Annotated in this window: 21 protein-coding genes and 1 other RNA gene; 14 read left to right on the forward strand and 8 right to left on the reverse strand. The window is 65.0% G+C overall.

The genetic code is table 11. The features are described from left to right. Positions 1 to 2: 2 nt before the first annotated feature. From VOI21_RS00645 to iolB, 6 genes are all read left to right on the forward strand, one after another. A complete protein-coding gene (locus VOI21_RS00645; RefSeq protein WP_323766669.1) occupies positions 3 to 1901 on the forward strand; it encodes a bifunctional 5-dehydro-2-deoxygluconokinase/5-dehydro-2-deoxyphosphogluconate aldolase in 1899 nt (632 codons plus the stop codon). 2 nt (positions 1902 to 1903) lie between these two features. Beyond that, positions 1904 to 3727, forward strand: coding sequence for a 3D-(3,5/4)-trihydroxycyclohexane-1,2-dione acylhydrolase (decyclizing) (gene iolD / locus VOI21_RS00650; protein ID WP_323766671.1), 1824 nt, complete (start codon positions 1904 to 1906; stop codon positions 3725 to 3727). A 73-nt stretch (positions 3728 to 3800) separates the two neighbouring features. Further along, positions 3801 to 4700: a myo-inosose-2 dehydratase gene (gene iolE / locus VOI21_RS00655; protein WP_323766673.1), complete on the forward strand. Its 900-nt coding sequence runs from the start codon at positions 3801 to 3803 to the stop codon at positions 4698 to 4700. 4 nt (positions 4701 to 4704) lie between these two features. Next, positions 4705 to 4935: a hypothetical protein gene (locus VOI21_RS00660; protein WP_323766675.1), complete on the forward strand. Its 231-nt coding sequence runs from the start codon at positions 4705 to 4707 to the stop codon at positions 4933 to 4935. After that, positions 4932 to 6098, forward strand: a complete 1167-nt coding sequence (locus tag VOI21_RS00665; RefSeq protein WP_323766677.1) for a phytanoyl-CoA dioxygenase family protein — start codon at positions 4932 to 4934, stop codon at positions 6096 to 6098. Before VOI21_RS00660 ends, VOI21_RS00665 begins: the two co-directional genes overlap by 4 nt. A 13-nt stretch (positions 6099 to 6111) precedes the next feature. After that, on the forward strand, positions 6112 to 6936 hold the full coding sequence (gene iolB, locus VOI21_RS00670) for a 5-deoxy-glucuronate isomerase (RefSeq protein ID WP_323766679.1): 825 nt from the start codon (positions 6112 to 6114) through the stop codon (positions 6934 to 6936). A 190-nt stretch (positions 6937 to 7126) separates the two neighbouring features. Here iolB and VOI21_RS00675 read toward each other — a convergent pair whose 3' ends face one another. From VOI21_RS00675 to nudC, 4 genes are all read right to left on the reverse strand, one after another. Then, positions 7127 to 8530 (reverse strand): FAD-binding oxidoreductase, encoded by a 1404-nt coding sequence (locus tag VOI21_RS00675; protein WP_323766681.1) that lies wholly within the window; start codon positions 8528 to 8530, stop codon positions 7127 to 7129. Beyond that, positions 8527 to 9342, reverse strand: a complete 816-nt coding sequence (locus VOI21_RS00680; RefSeq protein WP_323766683.1) for a DUF4198 domain-containing protein — start codon at positions 9340 to 9342, stop codon at positions 8527 to 8529. The genes VOI21_RS00675 and VOI21_RS00680 overlap by 4 nt, the downstream gene beginning before the upstream one ends. A gap of 62 nt (positions 9343 to 9404) precedes the next feature. Further along, the gene (locus tag VOI21_RS00685; protein WP_323766685.1) at positions 9405 to 9866 is read right to left on the reverse strand and encodes an SRPBCC family protein; all 462 of its coding nucleotides are present in this window, start codon (positions 9864 to 9866) and stop codon (positions 9405 to 9407) included. Positions 9867 to 9958: 92 nt separating this feature from the next. Continuing rightward, complete coding sequence (gene nudC, locus VOI21_RS00690; RefSeq protein WP_323766687.1) at positions 9959 to 10927, reverse strand: NAD(+) diphosphatase; 969 nt, start codon at positions 10925 to 10927, stop codon at positions 9959 to 9961. Between the two features lie 186 nt (positions 10928 to 11113). Between nudC and VOI21_RS00695 the strand changes: the two genes are divergently transcribed. From VOI21_RS00695 to VOI21_RS00705, 3 genes are all read left to right on the forward strand, one after another. Then, complete coding sequence (locus VOI21_RS00695; protein WP_323766689.1) at positions 11114 to 13090, forward strand: bifunctional 2',3'-cyclic-nucleotide 2'-phosphodiesterase/3'-nucleotidase; 1977 nt, start codon at positions 11114 to 11116, stop codon at positions 13088 to 13090. Positions 13091 to 13179: 89 nt separating this feature from the next. Continuing rightward, positions 13180 to 13818, forward strand: coding sequence for an HAD family phosphatase (locus VOI21_RS00700; protein ID WP_323766691.1), 639 nt, complete (start codon positions 13180 to 13182; stop codon positions 13816 to 13818). A gap of 69 nt (positions 13819 to 13887) precedes the next feature. Beyond that, positions 13888 to 14226, forward strand: coding sequence for a hypothetical protein (locus VOI21_RS00705; protein WP_323766693.1), 339 nt, complete (start codon positions 13888 to 13890; stop codon positions 14224 to 14226). 162 nt (positions 14227 to 14388) lie between these two features. Here VOI21_RS00705 and VOI21_RS00710 read toward each other — a convergent pair whose 3' ends face one another. Further along, entirely contained in the window at positions 14389 to 15483 is a 1095-nt protein-coding gene (locus VOI21_RS00710; RefSeq protein ID WP_323766695.1) for a class I SAM-dependent RNA methyltransferase, read from the reverse strand. Between the two features lie 84 nt (positions 15484 to 15567). On the opposite strand from VOI21_RS00710, the gene ffs reads away from it, so the two are divergent. Further along, an RNA gene (gene ffs, locus VOI21_RS00715) (signal recognition particle sRNA small type) lies at positions 15568 to 15667 on the forward strand. A gap of 56 nt (positions 15668 to 15723) precedes the next feature. On the opposite strand, the gene VOI21_RS00720 is transcribed toward ffs, so the two are convergent. From VOI21_RS00720 to VOI21_RS00730, 3 genes are all read right to left on the reverse strand, one after another. Further along, positions 15724 to 16284 carry a protein phosphatase gene (locus VOI21_RS00720; protein WP_323766697.1) on the reverse strand — a complete coding sequence of 187 codons (561 nt, stop codon included), beginning with the start codon at positions 16282 to 16284 and terminating at the stop codon, positions 15724 to 15726. Between the two features lie 215 nt (positions 16285 to 16499). Beyond that, the gene (locus VOI21_RS00725) at positions 16500 to 18038 is read right to left on the reverse strand and encodes a hypothetical protein (RefSeq protein ID WP_323766699.1); all 1539 of its coding nucleotides are present in this window, start codon (positions 18036 to 18038) and stop codon (positions 16500 to 16502) included. 184 nt (positions 18039 to 18222) lie between these two features. After that, positions 18223 to 19071, reverse strand: coding sequence for a neutral zinc metallopeptidase (locus VOI21_RS00730; RefSeq protein WP_323766701.1), 849 nt, complete (start codon positions 19069 to 19071; stop codon positions 18223 to 18225). A 134-nt stretch (positions 19072 to 19205) separates the two neighbouring features. Between VOI21_RS00730 and VOI21_RS00735 the strand changes: the two genes are divergently transcribed. Genes VOI21_RS00735 through VOI21_RS00750 form a run of 4 tightly spaced genes read left to right on the forward strand, consistent with a single transcriptional unit; the run spans position 19206 to position 22779 of the window. Further along, complete coding sequence (locus VOI21_RS00735; protein WP_323766703.1) at positions 19206 to 20945, forward strand: DNA polymerase III subunit gamma/tau; 1740 nt, start codon at positions 19206 to 19208, stop codon at positions 20943 to 20945. A gap of 8 nt (positions 20946 to 20953) precedes the next feature. After that, positions 20954 to 21352, forward strand: coding sequence for a hypothetical protein (locus VOI21_RS00740; protein WP_323766705.1), 399 nt, complete (start codon positions 20954 to 20956; stop codon positions 21350 to 21352). A gap of 11 nt (positions 21353 to 21363) precedes the next feature. Continuing rightward, entirely contained in the window at positions 21364 to 21708 is a 345-nt protein-coding gene (locus VOI21_RS00745; RefSeq protein ID WP_323766707.1) for a YbaB/EbfC family nucleoid-associated protein, read from the forward strand. Between the two features lie 3 nt (positions 21709 to 21711). Then, positions 21712 to 22779 (forward strand): TraB/GumN family protein, encoded by a 1068-nt coding sequence (locus tag VOI21_RS00750; protein ID WP_323766709.1) that lies wholly within the window; start codon positions 21712 to 21714, stop codon positions 22777 to 22779. Position 22780: the final 1 nt, after the last annotated feature.

Consider the following 22780-nt stretch of genomic DNA (forward strand, 5'->3'; position numbering starts at 1 on the left):
CAATGGGCAAGACCCTGGATGTGATCACTATTGGCCGATCCTCGGTCGACCTGTACGGCGCACAGATCGGCGGGCGGCTGGAAGATATGGCCAGCTTCAACAAATACATCGGCGGCTCCCCCACCAACATCGCCGCCGGGACCGCGCGGCTTGGCCTGAAATCGGCGCTGATCACCCGTGTGGGCAATGAGCACATGGGCCGTTTCATCACCGAGGAACTGCAAAAAGAGGGCGTGGACACGCGCGGGATCGCCGTCGATCCGGAACGCCTGACCGCGCTGGTGCTGCTGGGCATCCGCGATCAGGAACAGTTTCCGCTGATCTTCTACCGCGACAACTGTGCCGACATGGCGCTTTGCGAAGACGACATTGACGAGGGGTTCATCAAAGAGGCCCGCGCCGTCACCGCCACCGGCACCCACCTCAGCCACCCGCGCACAGAGGCCGCCGTGCTCAAGGCGCTGACCATCGCGCGCGCCAACGGGATGCAGACCGCGCTGGACATCGACTATCGCCCGAACCTCTGGGGGCTGGCGGGGCATGGCGATGGCGAAAGCCGCTTTATCGCCTCGGACAAGGTCACGGCCAAGCTGCAATCGACACTGCACCTGTTCGACCTGATCGTCGGCACCGAAGAGGAATTTCACATCGCGGGCGGCTCGACCGACACGATTGCGGCGCTGCGCGCGGTGCGCAAGGTGTCCGACGCGACGCTGGTCTGCAAACGCGGGCCAATGGGTGCCGTCGCCTTTACCGGCGATGTCCCCGACACGCTGGACGAGGGACAAAGCGGCCCCGGCTTCCCGATCGAGGTGTTCAACGTGCTCGGCGCGGGTGACGGTTTCATGTCCGGACTGCTCAAGGGCTGGCTGACCGATCAGGACTGGCCGACCGCGCTGAAATACGCCAACGCCTGCGGCGCTTTTGCGGTGTCGCGCCACGGCTGCACCCCGGCCTACCCGTCTTGGGCGGAACTGGAATTTTTCCTCCAACGGGGCGTCAAGGAAAAGGCCCTGCGCAAGGACGCGGAACTGGAGCAGGTCCACTGGGCCACCAACCGCAAGGGCGACTGGTCCACCATGCGGGTCTTTGCCTTTGACCACCGGATGCAGCTAGAGGATCTGGATGGCGCGACACCGGACAAGATCGGCGCGTTCAAGACGCTCTGCCTTGAGGCCTGCGCACAGGTGGCGGACGGACAACCCGGCTATGGCCTGCTCTGCGACTCGCGCCTTGGCCGCGATGCGCTGTACAAGGCGGCGGGCACCGGTCTGTGGATTGGCCGCCCGGTGGAATGGCCCGGCTCTCGCCCCCTGACGTTGGAGCCAGAGATCGGCCCCGACTTTGGCGGGCTGAACGAATGGCCGTTGGAACATGTGGTCAAGGTGCTGTGCTTCTTCCACCCCGACGACACCGAAGAAATGAAGGCCGAACAAGAGGCCACCGTCACCCGCCTGTTCCATGCCTGCCGCCGCAACCGTCTGGAGTTCCTGCTGGAGGTGATCCCGTCCAAGGCCGGTCCGGTGGGTGACGACACCACAGCGCAGGTGATCCGCCGCTTCTACGATCTGGGCGTTTATCCCGACTGGTGGAAGCTGGAACCGATGACCACAAAAGCCGCGTGGGAAAAATCCATCGCCGCCATCGAAGAGAACGACCCCAACACCCGTGGTATCGTGGTGCTGGGTCTGGGGGCAGAAGAGCAGGCACTGAAGGACAGCTTTGAGGTTGCGGCGCAGTATCCGCTGGTCAAAGGCTTTGCCGTCGGCCGCACGATCTTTGCCGACCCGGCCAAGGCCTGGATGACCGGGGCGATCACGGACGCAGAGGCCGTGGCGCAAATGAAAGACACTTATGCACGTCTCTGCGGCTACTGGGATGCCGCACGCGGGGAGGAATGACCATGACGACGATCCGACTGACCGCCGCTCAGGCGATGGTGCGCTATCTTTCGGCGCAGATGAACGAGGACGGCGAGCGTTTTCTGGCCGGGTGCTGGGCCATCTTCGGTCACGGCAACGTGGCCGGGCTGGGCGAGGCGCTGCACGGGGCCAAGGACGACTTTCCCACATGGCGCGGCCACAACGAACAGACCATGGCGCATGCCGCCATCGCCTTTGCCAAACAGTCCCAGCGCAAGCGGGCGATGATGGTGACGTCCTCCATCGGCCCCGGAGCCACCAACATGGTCACCGCCGCCGCACTGGCGCATGTGAACCGCCTGCCGGTGCTGCTGGTGCCCGGTGACGTCTTCGCCAACCGCGGCCCGGACCCGGTCCTGCAACAGGTTGAGGATTTCGGCGACGGCACGGTCTCGGCAAACGACTGTTTCCGCCCCGTGACGCGCTACTTTGACCGTATCTCTCGCCCCGAACACCTGCTGACCGCCCTGCCCCGCGCGATGGCTGTGCTGACCGATCCGGCAGCCTGCGGGCCGGTGTGCCTTGCCTTCTGTCAGGACGTGCAGGCCGAGGCTTATGACTATCCGCAGGCGTTCTTTGAGCCGAAAACATGGTATCAGCGCCGCATTCGCCCCGACCATCACGAACTGCACCGCGTCGTCGAAAAGATCCGCGCCGCCAAGCGTCCGGTGATCATCGCGGGCGGCGGCGTGCATTACTCGGACGCCTGCGCGCAGTTGCAGGACTTTGCCGAGACGCACAACATCCCCGTGGTCGAAACGCAGGCGGGCAAATCGGCGCTGGCGTGGGATCATCCGCTGAACCTTGGTCCCGTGGGTGTTACCGGCGCGGCCTCTGCCAACACCGCCTGTGGCGAGGCCGACTTGGTGCTGGGCGTCGGCACCCGGTTTCAGGATTTCACCACCGGATCATGGTCGCTGTTCAAGACCCCCGGCCGCACGCTGATCAGCCTGAACGTCAACGCCTATGACGCGGTAAAACACGGCGCGCTGCCGCTGCAATCGGACGCCAAGACCGGCCTGACGGAACTGGCGCTGGAACTGGCCAGCTACCGGGCCGACGACGTGAACAGCGCGCTGAAAACCGACTGGTTCGCCACTGTCGACCCGCTCACCGACGCGCCCGCAGACGGCAACGCCCTGCCCACCGACATGCAGGTGATCGGCGCGGTCCAACGGACCAGCACCCCCGACACCGTGGTGATGTGCGCGGCGGGCACCATGCCCGGCGAGTTGCACAAACTGTGGAAGGCCCCGCGCCCCGGTGCCTATCACATGGAATACGGCTTTAGCTGCATGGGCTATGAGATCGCCGGTGCCATGGGCATCAAGATGGCGCAACCGGACCGCGACGTGATCTGCTTTGCCGGGGACGGCACCTACATGATGGCCAACTCTGAGTTGGCCACCGCCGTCATGATGGGCGTCAAGTTCACCGTCGTCGTGACCGACAACCGCGGCTATGGCTGCATCAACCGGCTGCAAATGGGCACCGGCGGGGCCGAGTTCAACAATATGCTGGACCACGCCGTCCATGAAAACCCCAGCAACATCGACTTTGCCGCACACGCCGCCAGCATGGGCGCGGCCTCTGTCCACGTCTCGTCCATCGCCGAACTGGAGGACGCGCTGGCCCGTGCCAAACAGGCGACCGGCCCCTTTGTCGTGGTCATCGACACGGACCCCTACCCGTCCACCCCGCATGGCGGATCGTGGTGGGAGGTGGCCGTTCCCGAGGTCTCGACCCGCGCCGAAGTCCAAGACGCCCGCAAAGGATATGAGGCAGCGCTGAAAGAGCGCGGCTGAGACAGACCCGTAGGCCGGGCTTAAGCCCGGCTTACCCCCCTCAAAACTGGCCCAAGACCGGAAAGACACCACCATGAGCGTCAAGATCGGGATCTCTCCCATTGCCTGGCAGAACGACGACCTGCCCGACCTCACCGCCGCCTACACGATGGAACAGGCGCTGAAGGAAAGCCGCGACATCGGCTATACCGGCGTCGAACGCGGCCAGCGGATGCCGCATGACACCGAAGGGCTGCGCGCCTACCTCGACAAATACGACATCGCGCTTTGCGGCGGCTGGTGCTCTGGCAACCTGTTCGTCAACGACGTCCCGCAGGAAATCGAGGCGGTGCGCCAGCAGGTCGACCAGTTTGTCGCCCTGAACAGCCCCTGCATCGTCTACGCGGAATGTTCGACCACCGTGCAGGGCCAGATCGGCACCCCGGTCAACAACCGCCCCAAACTGTCCCGCGACGAGGTGCTGGCCTATGCCGCCAAGCTGTCCGAGATCGCAAAATGGATGGCGGATCAGGGCATGCCGATGGCCTACCATCACCACATGGGCTCGTTCTGTGAGGACGAAGACGATGTGAACTGGCTGATGGAGGGGTCCTCGGACGAGGTCCAGTTGTGCTTTGACACCGGCCACCTGCTGTTCGGTGGCGGCGACGTGATGCGCACGCTGGATCGCTGGTCGCACCGGGTCAGACATGTGCATTTCAAGGACATCCGCCCGGATGTGGTCGTGGATGTGCGGGCCAATGACCGCTCGTTCCTCGACGCGGTGATTGCCGGTGCCTTTACCGTGCCCGGCGATGGCTGCATCGACTTTCAGGCCGTCGCGGACAAGCTGAAGGCAATGGAGTACACCGGCTGGATCGTGGTCGAGGCCGAACAGGACCCGGCCAAGGCCCCGCCCTATGACTACTCGAAAAAGGGCTATCAGCACATCTTGCAGGTCTGCGCCAAGGCCGGGCTGGAAATCGACGGATAGACCCATGAAAAATCGCGCAATGGACGTCCAGCACCCGTTTTTTCTGCCGCTCTGGCGACGGATCGTGACCGTGGTGCTGTGCCTCGGCTGGGCGGGGCTGGAACTCAGTTGGGGCAACCCGCTCTGGGCCACGCTCTTTGCCGCCGTCGGTGCCTATTGCGCGCATCAGTTCTTTATCGCCTTCGACCCAGAGGCGATCCGGAAAAAGTACCCCGACGAAGGAGGATCGTCATGAAAGACAGTGCCTATTTCGACGTCACCAGCTGCGACCTTGCAGAGTTCGCGCGCCTGACGGGGCAAAGCCTGCCGCTCTCGGACCTGCGCTTTGCGACAGCGGTGGACAGGAACGTGCCGGTCTACGACATGGCCTCCCTTCAGGGGGTGCTGTCCGATCCGGTGCAACGCGCAGAACTGCTGGCCGAATGGGGCTTTGTGCTGGGCCGCTCCGCCGGGGTTCTGGCGCTGAAAGGGGCCTATGCCGACACCGCGCCCATCGACGCCGCCACCGCGATCTTTGAGCGGATCATCAGCCGCGAACAAGAGGCGGGCAAAGGCGCGGGCGACCATTTCGCCAAAGCGGGCAGCAATGCGCGGATCTGGAACGCGCTGCAAAAGCACTGCATCGAGGATCCGCAGGCCTTTGCGCTGTATTACGCCAATACGGCCATTGCGGCCGTCTGCGAGGCATGGCTTGGCCCCTTCTACCAGATGACCGCGCAGGTGAACCTTGTCCGCCCCGGTGGACAGGCGCAAAGTGCGCACCGCGACTATCACCTCGGGTTCCAGACGGCCGAGGTCGCGGCGCGGTTCCCCGCCCATGTGCATGACCTGTCCTCGGTGATGACGCTGCAAGGCGCCGTGGCCCATTGCGACATGCCCATCGAAAGCGGCCCGACCAAGCTGCTGCCGTTCTCGCAACTCTTCCGCCCCGGCTACATGGCCTACCGGCGCGACGATTTCCGCGAGTTCTTTGAGGAAAACTGCATCCAGTTGCCCCTGTCCAAGGGCGACGCGGTGTTCTTCAACCCGGCGCTGTTCCACGCCGCAGGCGAAAACCGCAGCGCGGACATCCAGCGGATGGCCAACCTGCTACAGATCTCCTCGGCGCTGGGACGCGCGATGGAAACCGTCGACCGCACCGCCATGTGTCAGGTGCTTTACCCCGCGATCCAGTCGCTCCGGGCGCAAGGCGCGCTGGACGACACCGGCCTCAATGCCGCCATCGCCTCTGCCGCAGAGGGCTATTCCTTCCCCACCAACCTCGACAACGACCCGCCGCTGGGTGGGCTTGCCCCCGAAACCCAGAACGCCCTGTTCCACCGCGCACTTGCCGAGGGCCTCTCGCCCAAGGACTTCGCCGCCGCGCTGGATGCCCAAAACGCCCGCCGACAGCCCTGACCGGAGATCCGCCATGAGTCTACTGCACCGCAAACCCACCGGAACCACCGGCAAGGTCCACGAAGTCACCGTCACCAATGCCCGCACGCCGGACAGCCCCGAATGGGGCTACGTCGGCTTTGACCTGTGGCGCATGCACATGGACGACCACGCCGAAGGCCAGACCGGCGACCGCGAGGTGATCCTTGTCCTTGTCGAGGGCAAGGCCCACATCAGCGGCGGCGGCCACGACTTCGGCGAATTGGGCGACCGCATGAATGTCTTTGACAAGGGCGCGCCCCACGCCGTCTACCTGCCCGCAGGCGCTGCCTGGACCGCAACGGCCACCACCGATTGCACGCTGGCGGTCTGCTCCGCCCCGGCCATTGCCGACTATCCCGCCGCCCAAATCGGCCCCGACGGGATCGAGATGGTGGACCGTGGCAAAGGCGCCAACACCCGCCACATCCATCCCATCGCGATGGAAGAACGCGACATCGCCTCCTCGCTGCTGGTGACAGAGGTCTACACCCCCGCCGGGAACTGGTCCTCCTACCCGCCGCACCGTCATGACGAGGACAATTTCCCGAACATGACCTACCTCGAAGAGACCTATTACCACCGCCTCAACCCCGCGCAGGGCTACGGCCACCAGCGCGTCTTCACCGAAGACGGCAGCCTCGACGTCACCCTGTCGGTGTCCGATCATGACGTGGTCCTGGTGCCCAAAGGCCACCACCCCTGCGGCGCGCCCCATGGCTATGAGATGTACTACCTCAACGTCATGGCCGGGCCGCTGCGCAAATGGCGGTTCCAGAACCACCCGGACCACGACTGGATCGCCAAGCGCGATGCCTGAGAGGTCCGATTCTGAGTATTTGGACCAAGAGGAAGCCACAGGCGCGCCCTGATCCTTCTTCTTGGCAGAAATACTCACTGCAACGCCGCCACCGGCGTCCCGCCCCAATCGAAACGCAACTTCTCTGCCAAACCCGAGTGCCCTGCCAAAGGCGGGGAACGAGACATCCAGCGCGCCGCAGGCGCTCCGCTTACTCTGGCAGCAACTTGCCGGGGTTCAGGATGCCGCGCGGGTCCAGCGCGGCTTTGATCGCGCGCATCATGTCCAGCGCGACCGGGTCCTTGCGACGTGCCATCGAGGACCGCTTGAGCAGACCAATCCCGTGCTCGGCGGAAAACGACCCACCCAGCGACAGCACCACGTCCTCGACCGTTTCCATCACCTTGTCCTTGAGCGCCTCATCCCCGAACCAGACCGTGTAATGCACGTTGCCATCGCCAAGATGCGCGACAACTGACGTCTGCGCCTGCGGGTCTAGCGCGGCCAATTGCGTATCCGCCTCAGTCAGAAAGGCCTCCACCTTGTCCAGCGGCACGGATATATCATTGATCACCAGAGGCTTGCGCGACAGCGCAATCTCTGCCGCGGCCTCGCGCAGGGCCCACATCGCGCCGCGCTGCGCGTCGTTCTGGGCCACGACCGCGTCCACCACATCGCCTGCCTCCAACAGATCGCCCAGCACCTCTTCGAGGTAGCCAGACAACGGCACTTGTCCGTCTGTCCCCGGAGTCACGTCGCGCGGAGCGATAGCGCCCAGCTCGATAAGGATATTGATCTCATGGTCGGTGCCAAAGACCTGCTGCGCCTCGGGAAACATTTCTGCATGGGACTGCATGTAACGACGCGGCATGTATTCGAACGCCTCGACCGCACCGCCGGTCATGTCCTGCAAACGGTTCAGCACCTCCAGCGCGCCGGTCAGCGTTTCCGTCGCCACCATCGCCGTTGCATAGGCGCGCGGTTGCGGCACCAGCTTCAGCACCGCCCGGGTGATCACACCCAGCGTCCCTTCCGACCCGATCAGCAGGTGGCGCAGGTCATAGCCGGTGTTGTTCTTGTGCAGTTCCGACATCAGATCGACGACGCGGCCATCCGCCAGCACCGCCTCCAGACCCAGCACCAGATCGCGGGTATTGCCATAGCGCAGCACATTGGAACCGCCCGCGTTTGTCGCCAGCAGCCCGCCGATCCGGGCAGAGCCGCGCGCGCCGAACGTCATCGGAAAGCTCAGCCCCTCTGCCTCGACCGCTTTGTGCAGATCGCTCAGGATCACCCCGGCCTGCACCACTGCCAGCCGTGCCGGTCCCCGGATTTCCTCGACGGCTGTCATCCGGTCCAGCGACAGCATGACCGCGCCTTCGCCGAAACCGCCCCCCGCCAACCCGGTCAGACCAGAGACCGGCACCACCGGCACACGCGCGTCATAAGCGGCCTTAACGATAGCCGAGACTTCGGCCGTGCTGCGGGGGCGGGCCACGCAAAGCGGTGTCCAGTTCAATTGCCCGGTCCAGTCGTGTGACCATGCGGCCATATCGCCGCCGGTCAGGACACCGGCCCCGTCCAGAATCCCGTGCAACTGGTCAAGCAGGCTCATTCAGGCACCTCAAAAGTCAGCGAAGCCCACAGGCTTTCCCACGCCGGGTCCGTGTCCCCGGCAACCTCCAACTCGCGCATCACCACCGCGTCGACAAGGTAGAAATGCCCCGGTTTGACCTCGACCTCCGCCCGTCCCTGATCGTCGGTGCGATACAGGCGGATCGTGACCGCGTCGCTTGCGTCGCGTTCGAACAGTTCCACCTGCACGTCGGCGCGGGGTGCGCCCTGATACAGCACGCGCACCGGAAACCCGCCCGACAGGTCATCGGTATAGGGGTTTGCCTCGGCCACGATTTCGGTCAGCAAGCCCACCTCGCGGTCGGCCCCCGCCCCATCGCCCAGCGCGACAAGGCTCTTGGCGTGGCGCGAATAGCGTTCGTACACCCGCTCTTGCCCCAGACCGCGTTCCAGATGCCGGTCGATGGCCCAGGTAAAATCCTTGTGTTCGCAGAAGTTTGTGAACTTTTCCCACTCGCGGTAGGTCAGGCTGTAATCGCGGGTGACATGCACGATGGTCGCCAGCCCGCTGCCCTCGGGCACCATGTTCAGCGCCGGTTTGTCGCCCAGCCGCCCCTCGACCGGCTGCACGCCCGCGTCGGTGACAATCTCGAACCGGGTGAAGTTTTGCGGATTATAGCTATAGGTCGCGCCTTTCAGCTCTGTCCCGACAAGGGTTTGCGCCATCACCGGCGCGCCCTCTGCCAGTTCGAACGCCTGCGGTTCGATCCAGAACTCATGCGCCGAAAGCGGTGAGGCCAGCACGGCCAGAGCCAAGGTCAGGCGATTCAGGCGGGTCAGATGGCGTCTCATGTGGCGTTCCTCTTGGCTGCCGTTGGCGTCAATCTAGCGCCCCATGCGACCGCCGCAACGGGTCACGCCATGCCGCGCAGCCGGTTTTCCATGTCGCCCGCCAATTCACCGACCCGCTTGCGAAACCGCTTGTCGATGCCGCCGCGCGCCAGTTTGATGGATTGCAGGAACAACCGCGCCGACAGGGTCTTGGCGCTCAGCACGCTGGTGACATTGATCCGCGTCCGGCTGGGCGACAGCGCCACGACATCCAGCGTCAGCGCCATTTCCAGTCCCCCCGACACACTGTCAAACACCATCCGCTCCGGCGGGTCAAAGGTCGACAGGGTCACGGCGGCGACGCGCCGTTTGCCGCGAAACTGGAAGGTTGCGCGCCAGGCCATGCCCGCGCCGGGGCCATCATGGGTGCGGGTGATTTCCGTCCCGCGCCGCATCGCCTGCCGTTCGATCGTGTCAAAATCCGATAACATGGCAAAGACCCGGTCTTGCGGGGCTTCGATATCTTCGCGTGCCGTCAGTTCCATGTGCCTGCTTTTGCCTCTTTTTTGGCCTGTGCCCGTCCGGTTTCCGACCCAGATTCCGGCCCAGTTTCCGGCACTCTAACCCAACGGCGGTGTCAGTCCAGTCTATCCGCCATCCAGTTACGCAACATGAAATGCGCAATTGCACCTTTTCGGGCAGGCAGCAGGTCGGGCCGCTGTCCGGCGGCGGCCTCTGCGACCTCCTCCCGCGTGACCCAGATCGCATCTTCCAGTTCCGCCGGGTCGATGGTGATGTCTTCGCTCAGTGCCTCGCCGTGGCAGCCGAACATCAGCGAGGCCGGAAAGGCCCATGGCTGGCTGGCAAGGTAGCGCACGGGGCCGACGCGAATGCCCGCCTCTTCCCAGACCTCGCGGCGCACGGCGGCCTCTATCGTCTCACCCGGTTCGACAAAGCCGGCAAGGCAGGAAAACATCCCCTGCGGCCATTGCGGCGACCGGCCCAGCAGCGCGCGGTTGCCACGGGTGATCAGCATGATCACCACCGGATCGGTGCGCGGGAAATGCTGCCCGCCGCAGGCCGGGCAGATCCGTTGCCATCCGGCCTGATGCATCTCTGACGCCTCGCCGCAGCGCGAACAAAAGGCGTGGCTGGCGTGCCAGCTGAACACCGCCTTCGCCGTCGCCACCAGTTCCGCGTCGCGCGGGGTCAGTTGTGTCATGATCCGCCGCAACTCGGCAAAGCGGCCCTCGGGGCAGGTGGCATGGCTGTATTCGCTGGGATCAAGGAAAGAGGCCTGCGCCTCGGCGTCGAAATCCTCTGGCACCCAGCCAGAGATATCATGCGCAAAGACCGCCGCGCCGTCCTCGCGGCCCAGCAGGATCGGCGGGCTGCCCACCTCTGACAGGATCGGGTGATCCAGCGGCAGCCGCAATGCCTGCAACGCCGTGTCATCTCCCGCGACCAGCGGCTTGCCGCGCCAGATCAGCACCGTCCGCGCCGCCGGGTCCTGCAAAGCCGCCGCCAACGCACCGACGTCCCCCCGGATCTCTGCCGCCCGGTCCAGCCCCGAACCGCCGAACGTCACCTCTTCCGCGTGTCTCATGCCCGCCCCCGCTGTTGCTGGCCGCAACCTGCCCATTGCGCGGGTGAAATGCAAACCGGCGGCACGATTATCTTTGGTACAATGCCACACCCTCGCTAGAGTTGAGTCTTGATATGCGTGACTGTCATGCGACTGTAGGAAAAGAGGTGCATGGGGGTCGCCAGACCGAAACACGAAAGGTTTCCCATGTCCTTGCCCAACGCCCCCCTTTCGCGCCGCCAGTTTCTGGCCGGCACCACGGCCGGAGCCGCCTTGATCACCCTGCACCCCTACTCGGCTCGTGCCGCCTCCAATCAGGCCCACCTCCGGATCATGGAGACGACGGACATTCACGTCCACGTCCACCCCTACGACTATTACGCCGACCGCCCCGTCGACACCGTCGGCCTGTCGCGCACCGCCTCGATCATCGACGGCATCCGCGCCGAGGCGACCAACACCCTGCTGGTGGACAACGGCGACTTCCTTCAGGGCAACCCGATGGGCGACTACATCGCCTATGAGCGCGGCATGAAAGAGGGCGACATGCACCCGGTCATCACCGCGATGAACACGCTGGGCTTTGACGCCGCGACCATCGGCAACCATGAGTTCAACTACGGCCTCGACTTCCTGACCAAATCCATGGCCGGGGCCGACTTCCCGGTGGTTCTGGCCAACATCGCCAAGACCCAAGGTGCCACCGCGCGTGAGGACGACACCCTGTTCACACCCTACGTGATCCTTGACCGGATGCTGACCGATGGCGCGGGCGAAACCCATGCCATCAAGATCGGCGTCATCGGCTTTCCCCCGCCGCAGGTCATGAACTGGGACCGCAAACACCTAGAGGGCAACGTGACCGCCCGCGACATCGTCACCACCGCCCGCGCCTATGTGCCGGAAATGCTGGAACAGGGGGCAGAGATCATCATCGCCCTGTCGCACTCCGGCATCGGCTCGGCAGACCACACCGACGGCATGGAAAACGCCTCTGTGCCGCTGGCGGCGGTCGAGGGCATCGACGCCCTGATGACCGGCCACTCGCACCTTGTGTTCCCCTCGCCCACCTATGCGGATTACGCTGCGGTGGATGTGGGCGCCGGCACCATTCACGGCAAACCCGCCGTCATGGGCGGCTTCTGGGGCTCGCACATGGGGCTGATCGACCTGCTGCTGGAACGCGACGGCAACACATGGCGCGTTGTCTCCACTACCTCAGAGGCGCGCCCGATCTCCAAGCGCAATGAGGATCGGTCCTACACCGCGCTGGCCGAGGATTATCAGCCGATCATCGACGCCACCCAGCAGGACCACGACGAAACGCTGGCCTATGTGCGCCGCGCCGTGGGCCAGACCTCGGCCCCGCTGCACAGCTACTTTGCGCTGGTGGCCGATGATCCCTCGGTCCAGATCGTGTCGATTGCCCAGAAATGGTACATCGAACAGATGATGGTCGGGACCGAGTATGAGGGCCTGCCGATCCTCTCCGCCGCAGCACCCTTCAAGGCCGGTGGCCGTGGCGGGCCAGAGTATTACACCGATGTCGCGCCGGGTGCCGTGGCGATCAAGAACGTCGCCGACCTGTATCTCTATCCCAACACCGTGCGCGCGGTGAAGGTGAATGGCGCGCAGGTCAAGGACTGGCTGGAACGCTCTGCCGGCATGTTCAATCAGGTCGCTCCGGGCGCTCAGGACGTGGTGCTGCTGAACCCCTCCTTCCCGTCCTACAATTTCGATGTGATCGACGGCGTGACCTATCAGATCGACCTCAGCCAACCGTCGAAATACGGCCCCAAGGGCGAATTGGAAAACCCCGAGGCCAACCGCATCGTCGACCTGCAATACAACGGTGCGCCGGTGACGGACGACATGGAATTTGTCATCGCCACCAACAACTACCGCGCTTCCGGTGGTGGCGATTTCCCCGGTGCCAAGGGCGACACCATCATATTCGAGGCCCCCGACACCAACCGCGACGTGATCGTGCGCTACATCGTCGAACAGGGCACCATCAACCCGGCGGCGGATGCCAACTGGAAGTTCAAGCCGATGGACGGCACCAGCGTCCTGTTCGAAACCGGCCCCAAGGCGCGCGACTTTATCAGCGACGTCAAGGCCGTGACCATCGAGGACGCAGGAGAGGGCGCAGACGGTTTCGCCCTGTTCCGCATCAACCTGTAAGATCGCGACATATCTTGTGACGGCGGGCGGCTTTCGGGCCGCCCGTTGTCGTTGTACGCCGCTGTCATCCCTAAAGAACCGGAGCTTCCATGCCCTATGATGCCGTGATCTTTGACCTTGATGGCACGCTGCTGGATACCGAACGCATGGCCTTTGTCTCTGGCCAGCGCGCCCTTGCGCGGCACGGGCTGACCCTGACCGAACCGCTGTTCCTGCGCCTTGTCGGGAACGACGCCGCCACCAGCCGCGCCATGCTACACGACTTTTTCGGCGATCACGACTTTGACGCCATCGACGCCGATTGGCGGGCAGAGGATCACCAACTGGCAGAGGCGGGCATCCCGCACAAACCGGGGGCAGAGGCGCTGTTGGTGCAACTGGCCGCACAAGGCACCCCCAAGGCCATCGCCACCTCTTCGCGCCGCGCCGGGGCGGAACACAAGCTGGCGAAATCGGCGCTTGCGGTGCATTTCGACGTGGTGGTCACGCGCGATTGCGTCACCCGCGCCAAACCCGCGCCAGAGCCGTTTCTGTTGGCCGCCCAGCGCCTTGGTGTCGATCCGCGCCGCTGCCTTGCCTTTGAGGACAGCAACACCGGCGCCGCAGCCGCCTTTGCCGCCGGAATGACCGTTGTGCAGGTGGCGGATCTGGTGAAGCCCACGGGCCAGCACGCCCATCACCTTGCCGAGGATCTGCTGAGCGGCGCGATAATGGCCGGATTGCTCTGAAAGCGATGTTGCGCAAATCGCGTGCCTCGCCTACTCCACAGACCACTGTCCTGTGACCAGAGGTGCGCCATGTTTCGCTTTGTTCTCGGCATGATTGCCATGGCGCTGATCGCCGCGTTTATCACCAAACCGGGCCCCGAGGCGGCGCAGGACGCCCTGCGCGATCAGATCCAACTGGCCGTCGCCAACGAAAAGCTGGACAATCGCTCTGGTCTCGACGCGGCGGCGCTGCTGCTGTGCCGCGTGGACCCTGCGGCCTGCACCGATCTTCTGGTCTCGGGCATCGAGATGACCTATGAGGACCGCCACCTCTACGCGCGCGTCGATCTGAACGGCTACAAGATGACGGCCACCTGCTACGGTGCCTACACCCAGTTCTTCTGCCCCGGCGGACTGGTCCGCGAGTAACGTCACGTGACGCCCTAGGCCGCCCGTAGGCCGGGCTTCAGCCCGGCACCACCGGCAAAACCGGCACTCCCCAACCCGGCGCTATCCTTAACGCAAGGTAAAAACGCCTCTGTAACCCCTTGATCTTACACACCCGCCCGGCTGTCCACGCGTGGACACGCCCTAAATCTGCGCCTGATACAGCTTCACCTGAAGCCCTCCAAAAGACACCGGCGGCCCCGCCGTCAGGGCCAACCCCGTCGCCTTGGCCAGCCCTCCGTCAGAGGTCACCATCCCCAGCCGCCAGCCCCCAAAACGGTCCTTCAACACGGCCCCAAGGCTGCCATAAAGCGCGAACAAAAGCTTTCGATTGCCAATCCGCGCCCCATACGGCGGGTTCACCATGACCAGCCCCGGCGGCCCCTCAGGGCGCACCAAATCGCTAACGGCGGCGCGGGTGAAGCTGCACAAATCCCCCACCCCGGCCCGCTCCGCATTGGCCAGACTGCTACGGATCGCCCCATCATCCCGATCAGACCCATAAAACCGCTGCGCCACGGCGCGCCGCTCTCCCAACGATGTCGCGGGCAGGTCCAGCGCCAGTTTCTCAAAGGCAAAGCCCCGCGCCCGCCCCGGAGCCAGCCCCGCCGCAATCTCTGCCGCCTCGATCACAAAGGTGCCCGACCCACACATCGGATCGACGACCGTTTCTGTCCCATCATACCCACAAGCCCGCAGAAACAACGATGCCAGCGTCTCTCGCATCGGGGCCTTGCCGACTTGCTGCTTATACCCGCGCCGATGCAGCGGCTCACCGGAGGTATCGACCGAGAAGACCGCCAGATCATCCTCGATCCGCACCATGATGCGCAGCGCCTCTTCCGAGGCCTCTTTCAGAACCGGCGCGCCAACCGTCTCGGCGATGGCCGTCTCTACCCGCTGCCGCGCCGCGCGGTCGTGATAGATTTTCGAATTGCGGCACGTCACCTCGACCCGCACCGGCACGTCCACCCGCAACAGCGCCGCCCAGTCCAGCTTGCGCGCACGCTTGTCCAGCTGCGCCAGATGCATGACCCGGAACGCCGCAAAACGCGCCAGCACACGCCCCGCCCCGCGCAACTCACGATTGGCCCGCGCCACCTCGGCCCAGCCGCCCTGAAAGGTCACACCGCCCGGCACCTGAACGGGCGTGCCAAAGCCCGCCTCCTGCACCTCTGCCAGCAGATAGGGTTCCAGCCCCGGAGGGGCGCTTGCGAATATCTCGAACGTCTGATCCATCCCGCTTCATAGCGCCCCGTCCGTCCGAACGGGAGAGGCCATCGCCCCCCATTGCATATTCGGTCCAAGGGGCCTAAATAGGGCGTCGAGAGGTTGTGCGGGCAAGCGCCTCGCCAACCCGGTCAGATCCGGAAGGAAGCAGCCGTAACGGGACCCGCTTGGGTCGTTACAATCTCTCACCATCAGCGGCCCGGTGTGCAAACGCCGGGCCGATGCTTTTCCGACGTTCGCTGAACAGCCCTAGCCCGACTTGGCGTGGCGCACAAATGGCACCGGCTCACGCTCTGCCCGCAGCGACCAGTTGCGCTGCCACGGCTCCAGACGGGCCGCCGCCCCCTGCACCGCTTCCAGCCGCTCTTCGGCCTCGTCCGGGGCCTCTCCGGCCTCGATCATCAGGCGCAGGGCCACCATGCCCGCCCGACCGCGCCCGTAGCGGCTGTTGATCATCACCCGGCCGCCACCCAGCAGCGCCTTGCGAACCTGCGTGCTGATCCTTGGCCAATCCTCTTCGACGTTGGCATTGGGCGCCTCTCCGCGTTTGATCGGCAGATGGACCCAGCGCGTGCCTTTGTCCTGAATATCCTGCCCCAGCGCCTTGGCCCCCGCCTCTAGCAGTTCGACATGCGACACCAGAGAGATCACAAAGGCGGGGCGAAAACTGGACAGGTGATCAAGGTCGCCGCGATAGTCGCCGCGCGCGCCCGGAAGCGGCGACAGCGCCAGTATCCCGCCCCCCGTTGGCAAGACATGCAGGACAACAGAGCCGGACGCATCTGCGCTTGCCTGATCCTCCCCGACCATGTCCCATACTCCCCGAAACAGCAGCAACGGCACCGGACCGCCCCCACGGCCGCGGCTTTCCGCCGATAGAAAGCATACACGCCCCGGACCGATGTCCTAGCGATTCGATCCCGCGAATCCGGCCATTCCGGGCCAGATTCGCGGGGGTTGCGGTCGGTTTTTCACGCACTGCGTTCAGAATGCAACGGAACCGCCGGTTCCTGAACGCGATAGACCTAGACGACCTGACCGGGATGCCGGTCCGCCCAATCCTCCAGAACGGCGCGGATGTCTTCGCGCGCCACCTGCGCGATGGCGTGCCGGGGAAGTGCGACACCGTGGTGCAGCGCATGTTCCAGGCAGCTGACGTGATCGCGGCTGTCGCGGTCGGGCGCGTTCTCGGCGCCGTGCAGGATGGTTGACAGCAGTGTGCCGCCGTAGCGGTTCACATGGCCAAGGTCGGGCCGCAGGCTGAGGAAATACGCCATCACCTCGGGCAGGCCCTGCCACCCGGCCAGTTGCACCGGTGTCACGCCCTCGCCGTTCGGTGCGTCCCACGGCAGGCCCAGTGCCATCAGCCTGCGCAGATGCGGCAGACGGTCGGGCAGGTGCAGGATCTCGTTGGCGATCAGACGGTAGGCCACGGGCAGTTTGTCGGGGTCGATGTACTGACCGGGGCTGTCCTGCCCCTCTGCCGCGCGGGCCAGCAGCGTCTCTTCGGGCGACAGCGCGGGTTGCACGCCGCGCGCCTCGATTGCCTGCCAGACCGCCGGATTGCCGAAAACGCGGGCATAGGCGTAGGCGCTGGCCCCCTGATAGCTGCGGGCGGGATCGGCCCCCGCGTCCAGCAGCAAATCGACCATCCGCCGGTCACTGCCGCGCCGCGCCGCCTGATGCAGGGCGGGCACGACCCAAGGCTGTTCGCCGCCGACCTCGGCGTCGTTGTAGTCATCCGCCTTGGCCCCGTGGGCCAGCAGCATCTCGACCGCCGTGTGATCGTGGAAATCCATCGCGCGCAGCAGCGCGTTGGTCCCCGTGGGATCGGCCCCCGCCTGCAACAGCATCGACAGCCCCTCATGATGGTCCAGTTCGATCGCATGGTAGAGCGACTCGCCATCGTTCGGGTTGGCCCCGTGGTCCAGCAACCAACGGCCCAGCACCATGTTGTCCGCGTGCCCGATGGCCCCGTAAAGCGCCGACAACTGGTGATCGTCGCCCTCTGCAAAGGGATAGCCGTCGTTCACATCGGCCCCATGCGCCAGCAACATCTCGGCCACCGCCAGCATGTCTGGTTCCAGTTCAGGGTGTGCCTTGATCCAGCGCGAAAAACTCAGGTGCAGGATCGGGCGGCGCGGACCCGCCAGACGGGTCGCCAGGGCAGGGTCGCGATCCAGCGCCTCTGCCACCGCCTCTCGCCGGTAAAGCGCGCATTCAAGGCCAAACAGACCGTCGGCAAGGTCCGGCATGTCGGCCAACAGGGTTTCCACCAGCGCCACCTGCCCGTGAAACAGCGCAATCTTCAGCCGTTGCTGTTTGGCGGCCCGGTCCAGCCCCACGGTTTCTGCCGCCAGCTTCAGCTTGGGCCAACTGGCAAATCCGGTCTCCTGCGCGATTACATGCAGGAAATCGGCGCGTTTCAGATCATCGGGGTTGTGTCGGGGTGGGTGCTGTTTCAACCGCTGCAGCGCCCAGACCTCAGAGGCGGCATAGGCGCGGTGCAGGCGCTTGGCCTCTATCCGCAGGTCATCAAGCACAAGGGGGACGTCGGGTGACATCGGTCGGTTTCCTCCATCAACGCCCGTGATCCGCTGGTCGGGCAAGAGAGAACCGAATTCTCAGTGAAAATTCGTCTAAAGCCGGCGCAGGCGCTTTCCGCGGATCAGGAGGCCCCCGGCAAGCGGCCCTGCCCAATCTCTGCCGTGCGCGGCGCGGCAAATCAAGCCCCGCCGCGCTGGAAACCTACAATCGGTCGGTGTCGAAGGTGTTGCAGTGGTTCGGATCACCCGACTCGTATCCGGTCACAAACCAGCGTTGCCGTTGCTCTGAGGTGCCGTGGGTAAAGGTATGCGGCTGCGGCACCCGCCCCGCGCGTTTCTGCAAGTGGTCGTCGCCGATCTTGCGCGCGGCGTTCAGCGCCTCTTCAAGGTCGCCCTTTTCCATCAGGCCCGCCACATTGCGCGCCCAGACGCCGCTGAGGCAATCGGCCTGCAATTCCAGCCGCACGGTCAGGGCATTGGCCTCCCGCGTGCTGACCTGCTGGCGGGCAGCGTTGACCTGCCCCAGAATGCCCAGCTCATTCTGCACATGGTGCGCGACCTCATGCGCGATCACATAGGCCGAGGCGAAATCGCCCCCCGCCCCCAGTTGCTGGCGCATGGTGGCAAAGAAATCGGTGTCCAGATAGGCTTTTTCATCCGCCGGGCAGTAGAACGGCCCGGTTGCGCCAGAGGCATTGCCACAGGGGCTGGAGGTGACTTGCGAAAACAGCACCATGACCGGCGGGTCATAGGGTTTGCCGAACGCCTGCGGGAAAATCCCGGCCCAGACCTCTTCGGTGGTGGCCAGAACGCGGGCGCTGAATTCGCCGGCCTGCTGTTCGGCCTCTGTCAACGCGCGCGGGGCACTGGTCTGCTGCGGCTGCGCGCCGCCGTTCAACAGCGGGGTCACGTCGATGCCGGTGAAATAGCCGACCGCCAGCACAAACAGCACACCGCCAATACCCAGCCCGCCGACACCGGCCGCACCCCGGCCGCCGCGCCCGCGACGATCCTCGATGTTCCGGCTGCTTTTCACGTTTCTCAGGCGCATATTGCGTCTCCGACCTATCCCCGTTCCGTTTCAAACGCCGCAAGATGCGCGCCGGTTCCCCGAATGCGCCCCCAACGGCTTGCGGTTTGCCCCGCCGACCCGATACCTTCGCCGCGTCGCCATAAGGACACCCCATGACCGACTCGCCCGCCTATCAGGTGCTCGCCCGCAAGTACCGCCCCGAGACCTTTGCCGATCTTGTCGGTCAGGACGCCATGGTGCGCACCCTCAAGAACGCCTTTGCGGCGGACCGCATCGCCCAAGCGTTTATCATGACCGGCATCCGCGGCACGGGGAAAACCACCACTGCCCGGATCATTGCCAAGGGCATGAACTGCATCGGCCCGGATGGGGAGGGCAGCCCGACAACGGAACCCTGCGGGCAATGCGAACACTGCGTTGCGATCATGGAAGGCCGCCATGTCGATGTGATGGAGATGGACGCCGCGTCGCGCACCGGCGTCAACGACATCCGTGAGATCATCGACAGCGTGCATTACCGGGCGGCCAGCGCGCGCTACAAGATCTACATCATCGATGAGGTTCACATGCTGTCCAAGAGCGCGTTCAACGCGCTGCTGAAGACGCTGGAAGAACCGCCCGCCCATGTGAAATTCATCTTTGCCACCACCGAAATTCGCCAGGTGCCGGTCACCGTCCTGTCGCGCTGCCAACGGTTTGACCTGCGCCGGATCGAACCCGAGGACATGATCGCCCTGATGCGCAAGATCGCCGCCTCTGAGGGGGCGGAGATCACCGACGACGCGCTGGCGCTGATCACCCGCGCCGCCGAAGGGTCTGCCCGCGACGCGACCTCGCTGCTAGACCAATCCATCTCTCACGGGGCGGGTGAGACCACCGCCGATCAGGTGCGCGCCATGCTGGGGCTGGCCGACCGGGGCCGGGTCATGGACCTGTTCGAACGCATCATGCGCGGCGATGCCGCCGGCGCTTTGGAGGAACTGTCGGCGCAATATGCCGACGGGGCCGACCCTCTGGCGGTGCTGCGCGATCTGGCGGAACTCACCCACTGGATTTCCGTGGTCAAGATCACCCCCGAAGCGGCCGAAGACCCCACCGTCTCACCCGATGAACGCGGCCGTGGACAGTCCTTTGCCGACGGTCTTGGGATGCGGGCCTTGGCGCGGGCTTGGCAGATGCTGCTGAAGGCCATCGAAGAGGTGTCCAACGCGCCCTCTGCCATGATGGCGGCAGAGATGGCGGTGATCCGGTTGACCCATGTGGCAGAGGGCCCCACGCCGGATGAGTTGATGCGCAAGCTGGCCGACAGCCCGCCGCCCCCCGCGCCCACCGGCGGCCCGCAAGGCGGCGGACATGCGCCCGGCGCAGGTCCGCAGGCGATGGCCCCGCGCGCGCCCTCCGCCCGAAGTGCCTCTGGCGGCGCGGTCACCGCCGCAGCCCCGGACGCGGTCGAGGCACTGGCCCGCTACCCCTCCTTCGATCACGTGCTGGAACTGATCCGCTCCAACCGTGACGTCAAACTGCTGGTCGAGGTCGAGGCAGGCGTCCGTCTTGCCGCCTATCAACCCGGACGGATCGAGTTCACGCCAGCAGACGACGCCGCAAACGACCTTGCCCAGCGGCTTGGCAGCGCGCTGCAACGCTGGACCGGCAACCGCTGGGCGGTGACGCTGGTGAACGGCTGCACAACGCCGACCGTGGTGGAAACCCGTGACGCGGCGGAACTGGCGCTGCGGGCAGAGGCCCGCGAACACCCGCTGGTGCAGGCCGCCATCGCCGCCTTTCCCAAGGCCACGATCACAAATATCCGCACCCCGCAGGAGGCCGCGACCGAAGCGCTGGAAGAGGCGCTGCCAGAGGTCGAGGACGAATGGGACCCGTTCGAGGAATGAGGGCAGGCTTGCGCGCACTGGGCATCCTGCCCGCACTGACGCTGCTCTGGCCTTCATCCGCGCTGGCAGCGGCCTGCGACACCGAACGCCCGGGCTGGGACGGCACGCCTGCCAATACCATCAGCGAGGCGCTGTTTCTTGCCTCTTCCCTGCCTGCTGCCGTTTTGATCGTCGCCACCGCCCTTGCCCTGCGCTTTCGCAGCAAATGGGGCGGGCTGGCCGTGGTCAGCGGCTGGTCGATCCTGATCTCTCTGCGGGTCTTTGACACGGACCCTACCGGCATCCGGCAAATGGCCACAATAGAGGGCTGCATCGGGTCGCCCACCTTGTTCATCGGCCTTGTGACTGCGATATGTATAGGAACAATCCTGTACACCGCCCCGATGGATCGGCGGACCAACGACTAGGAGAACAGACGATGCTGAAAGGTTTGGGCGGGCTTGGCGACATGGCCAAGATGATGAAACAGGCGCAGGAAATGCAGGGCAAGATGGCCCAGATGCAGGAAGACCTCGCCAATATGACAGTCACCGGCGAATCCGGTGCCGGGCTGGTCAAGGCCACCGCCACCGCCAAGGGCGAACTGACCGGGCTGGAGATTGACCCCAGCATCTTTGTGCCGTCGGAAAAGGAAGTGGCCGAGGATCTGATCCTTGCCGCCATCAAGGACGCGCAGGCCCGCGCAAGCGAGCGCGCTCAGGCCGAAATGCGCGCCCTGACCGAACAGATGGGCCTGCCCGCCGACATGAAACTGCCCTTCTGACCCATGCCAAAACCGATCCGGGGTTTCGCGCGCGCGGCACTCGCCTCTCTTGCCCTGCTTGTCGCCGCACCCGGTGCGCAGGCGCAGGCATGGGCCACGCGTGAGGTCTGCGAGCCGCCCCGGATCGCCATTCATGATGAGGTCTTTGCCCCCGAGGGCGCAGCAGAACTGGCGCGCCGCGCAGCCCTGATCCCCAATGCGACCGGGCGGTTCTGGCGCATCACCGCGCCCACTGGCGGCACGTCCTACCTGTGGGGCACGATGCACAGCAGCAACCGCAGCGTGCTGGACCTGCCGCAGCCGGTGCTGGACGCGCTGCACGGTGCATCACAGGTGGCGCTGGAAATCGACCCGACCTTTCCCGACCGCGCCAGCCATGAAAGTTTTATCCGCAACAACAACGTCTACCGTCCGTCGCAATCGAATTTTCGCTTTGCCGACCTCGGCCTGCCGGGGGACATCGAAAACAATCTCCGTATTCGGCTGGAATCGCTTGGCTGGCCGCGCGAGTCGCTGGACCTGCTGAAATTCGGCACCCTCGCCGAATTGCTGCTTTTTGACCCCTGCGAGGATTTCGCAGCCGGGGTGCTGCCCACGCAGGACAGCTATATCCAGACGCTCGCCCATATCGAGGGCATCCCGATCCTGCCACTGGAAGACAGCGACCGCCTATCGCAAAAGCTGAACACCCCCGGCAATGAGGATCTGGCCCGCGCGATCATCGGCACCTATGCCATCTACCTTGCCCCCGGCGCCACGCCAGAGGCGCGCGCGACCGCCCTTGGCCTGTATAGCGAAGGCCGCGTCGGGATGATGATGGTCTGGGACCATGCGCAAGTCAGCGCCGCACTGGGCAATGAGGGCCCCGCGTTATACGACCGGATGACCGACTACCTTGTCGATGAACGCAACGCCGATTTTGTGACCGCCGCGCGCGATACGCTGACGCAAGGCGACCTGTTTGTCGCTGTCGGCAACTTTCACCTGCCCGGCGACAAGGGCATGATCGAACTGCTGCGCGCCGAGGGGTTCATTGTCACCCGCGTCCCCCTGCCCGGCGAGGCCCCCTGAC

It is taken from the genome of Antarctobacter sp. (assembly GCF_034670325.1).
Classification (GTDB): domain Bacteria; phylum Pseudomonadota; class Alphaproteobacteria; order Rhodobacterales; family Rhodobacteraceae; genus Antarctobacter.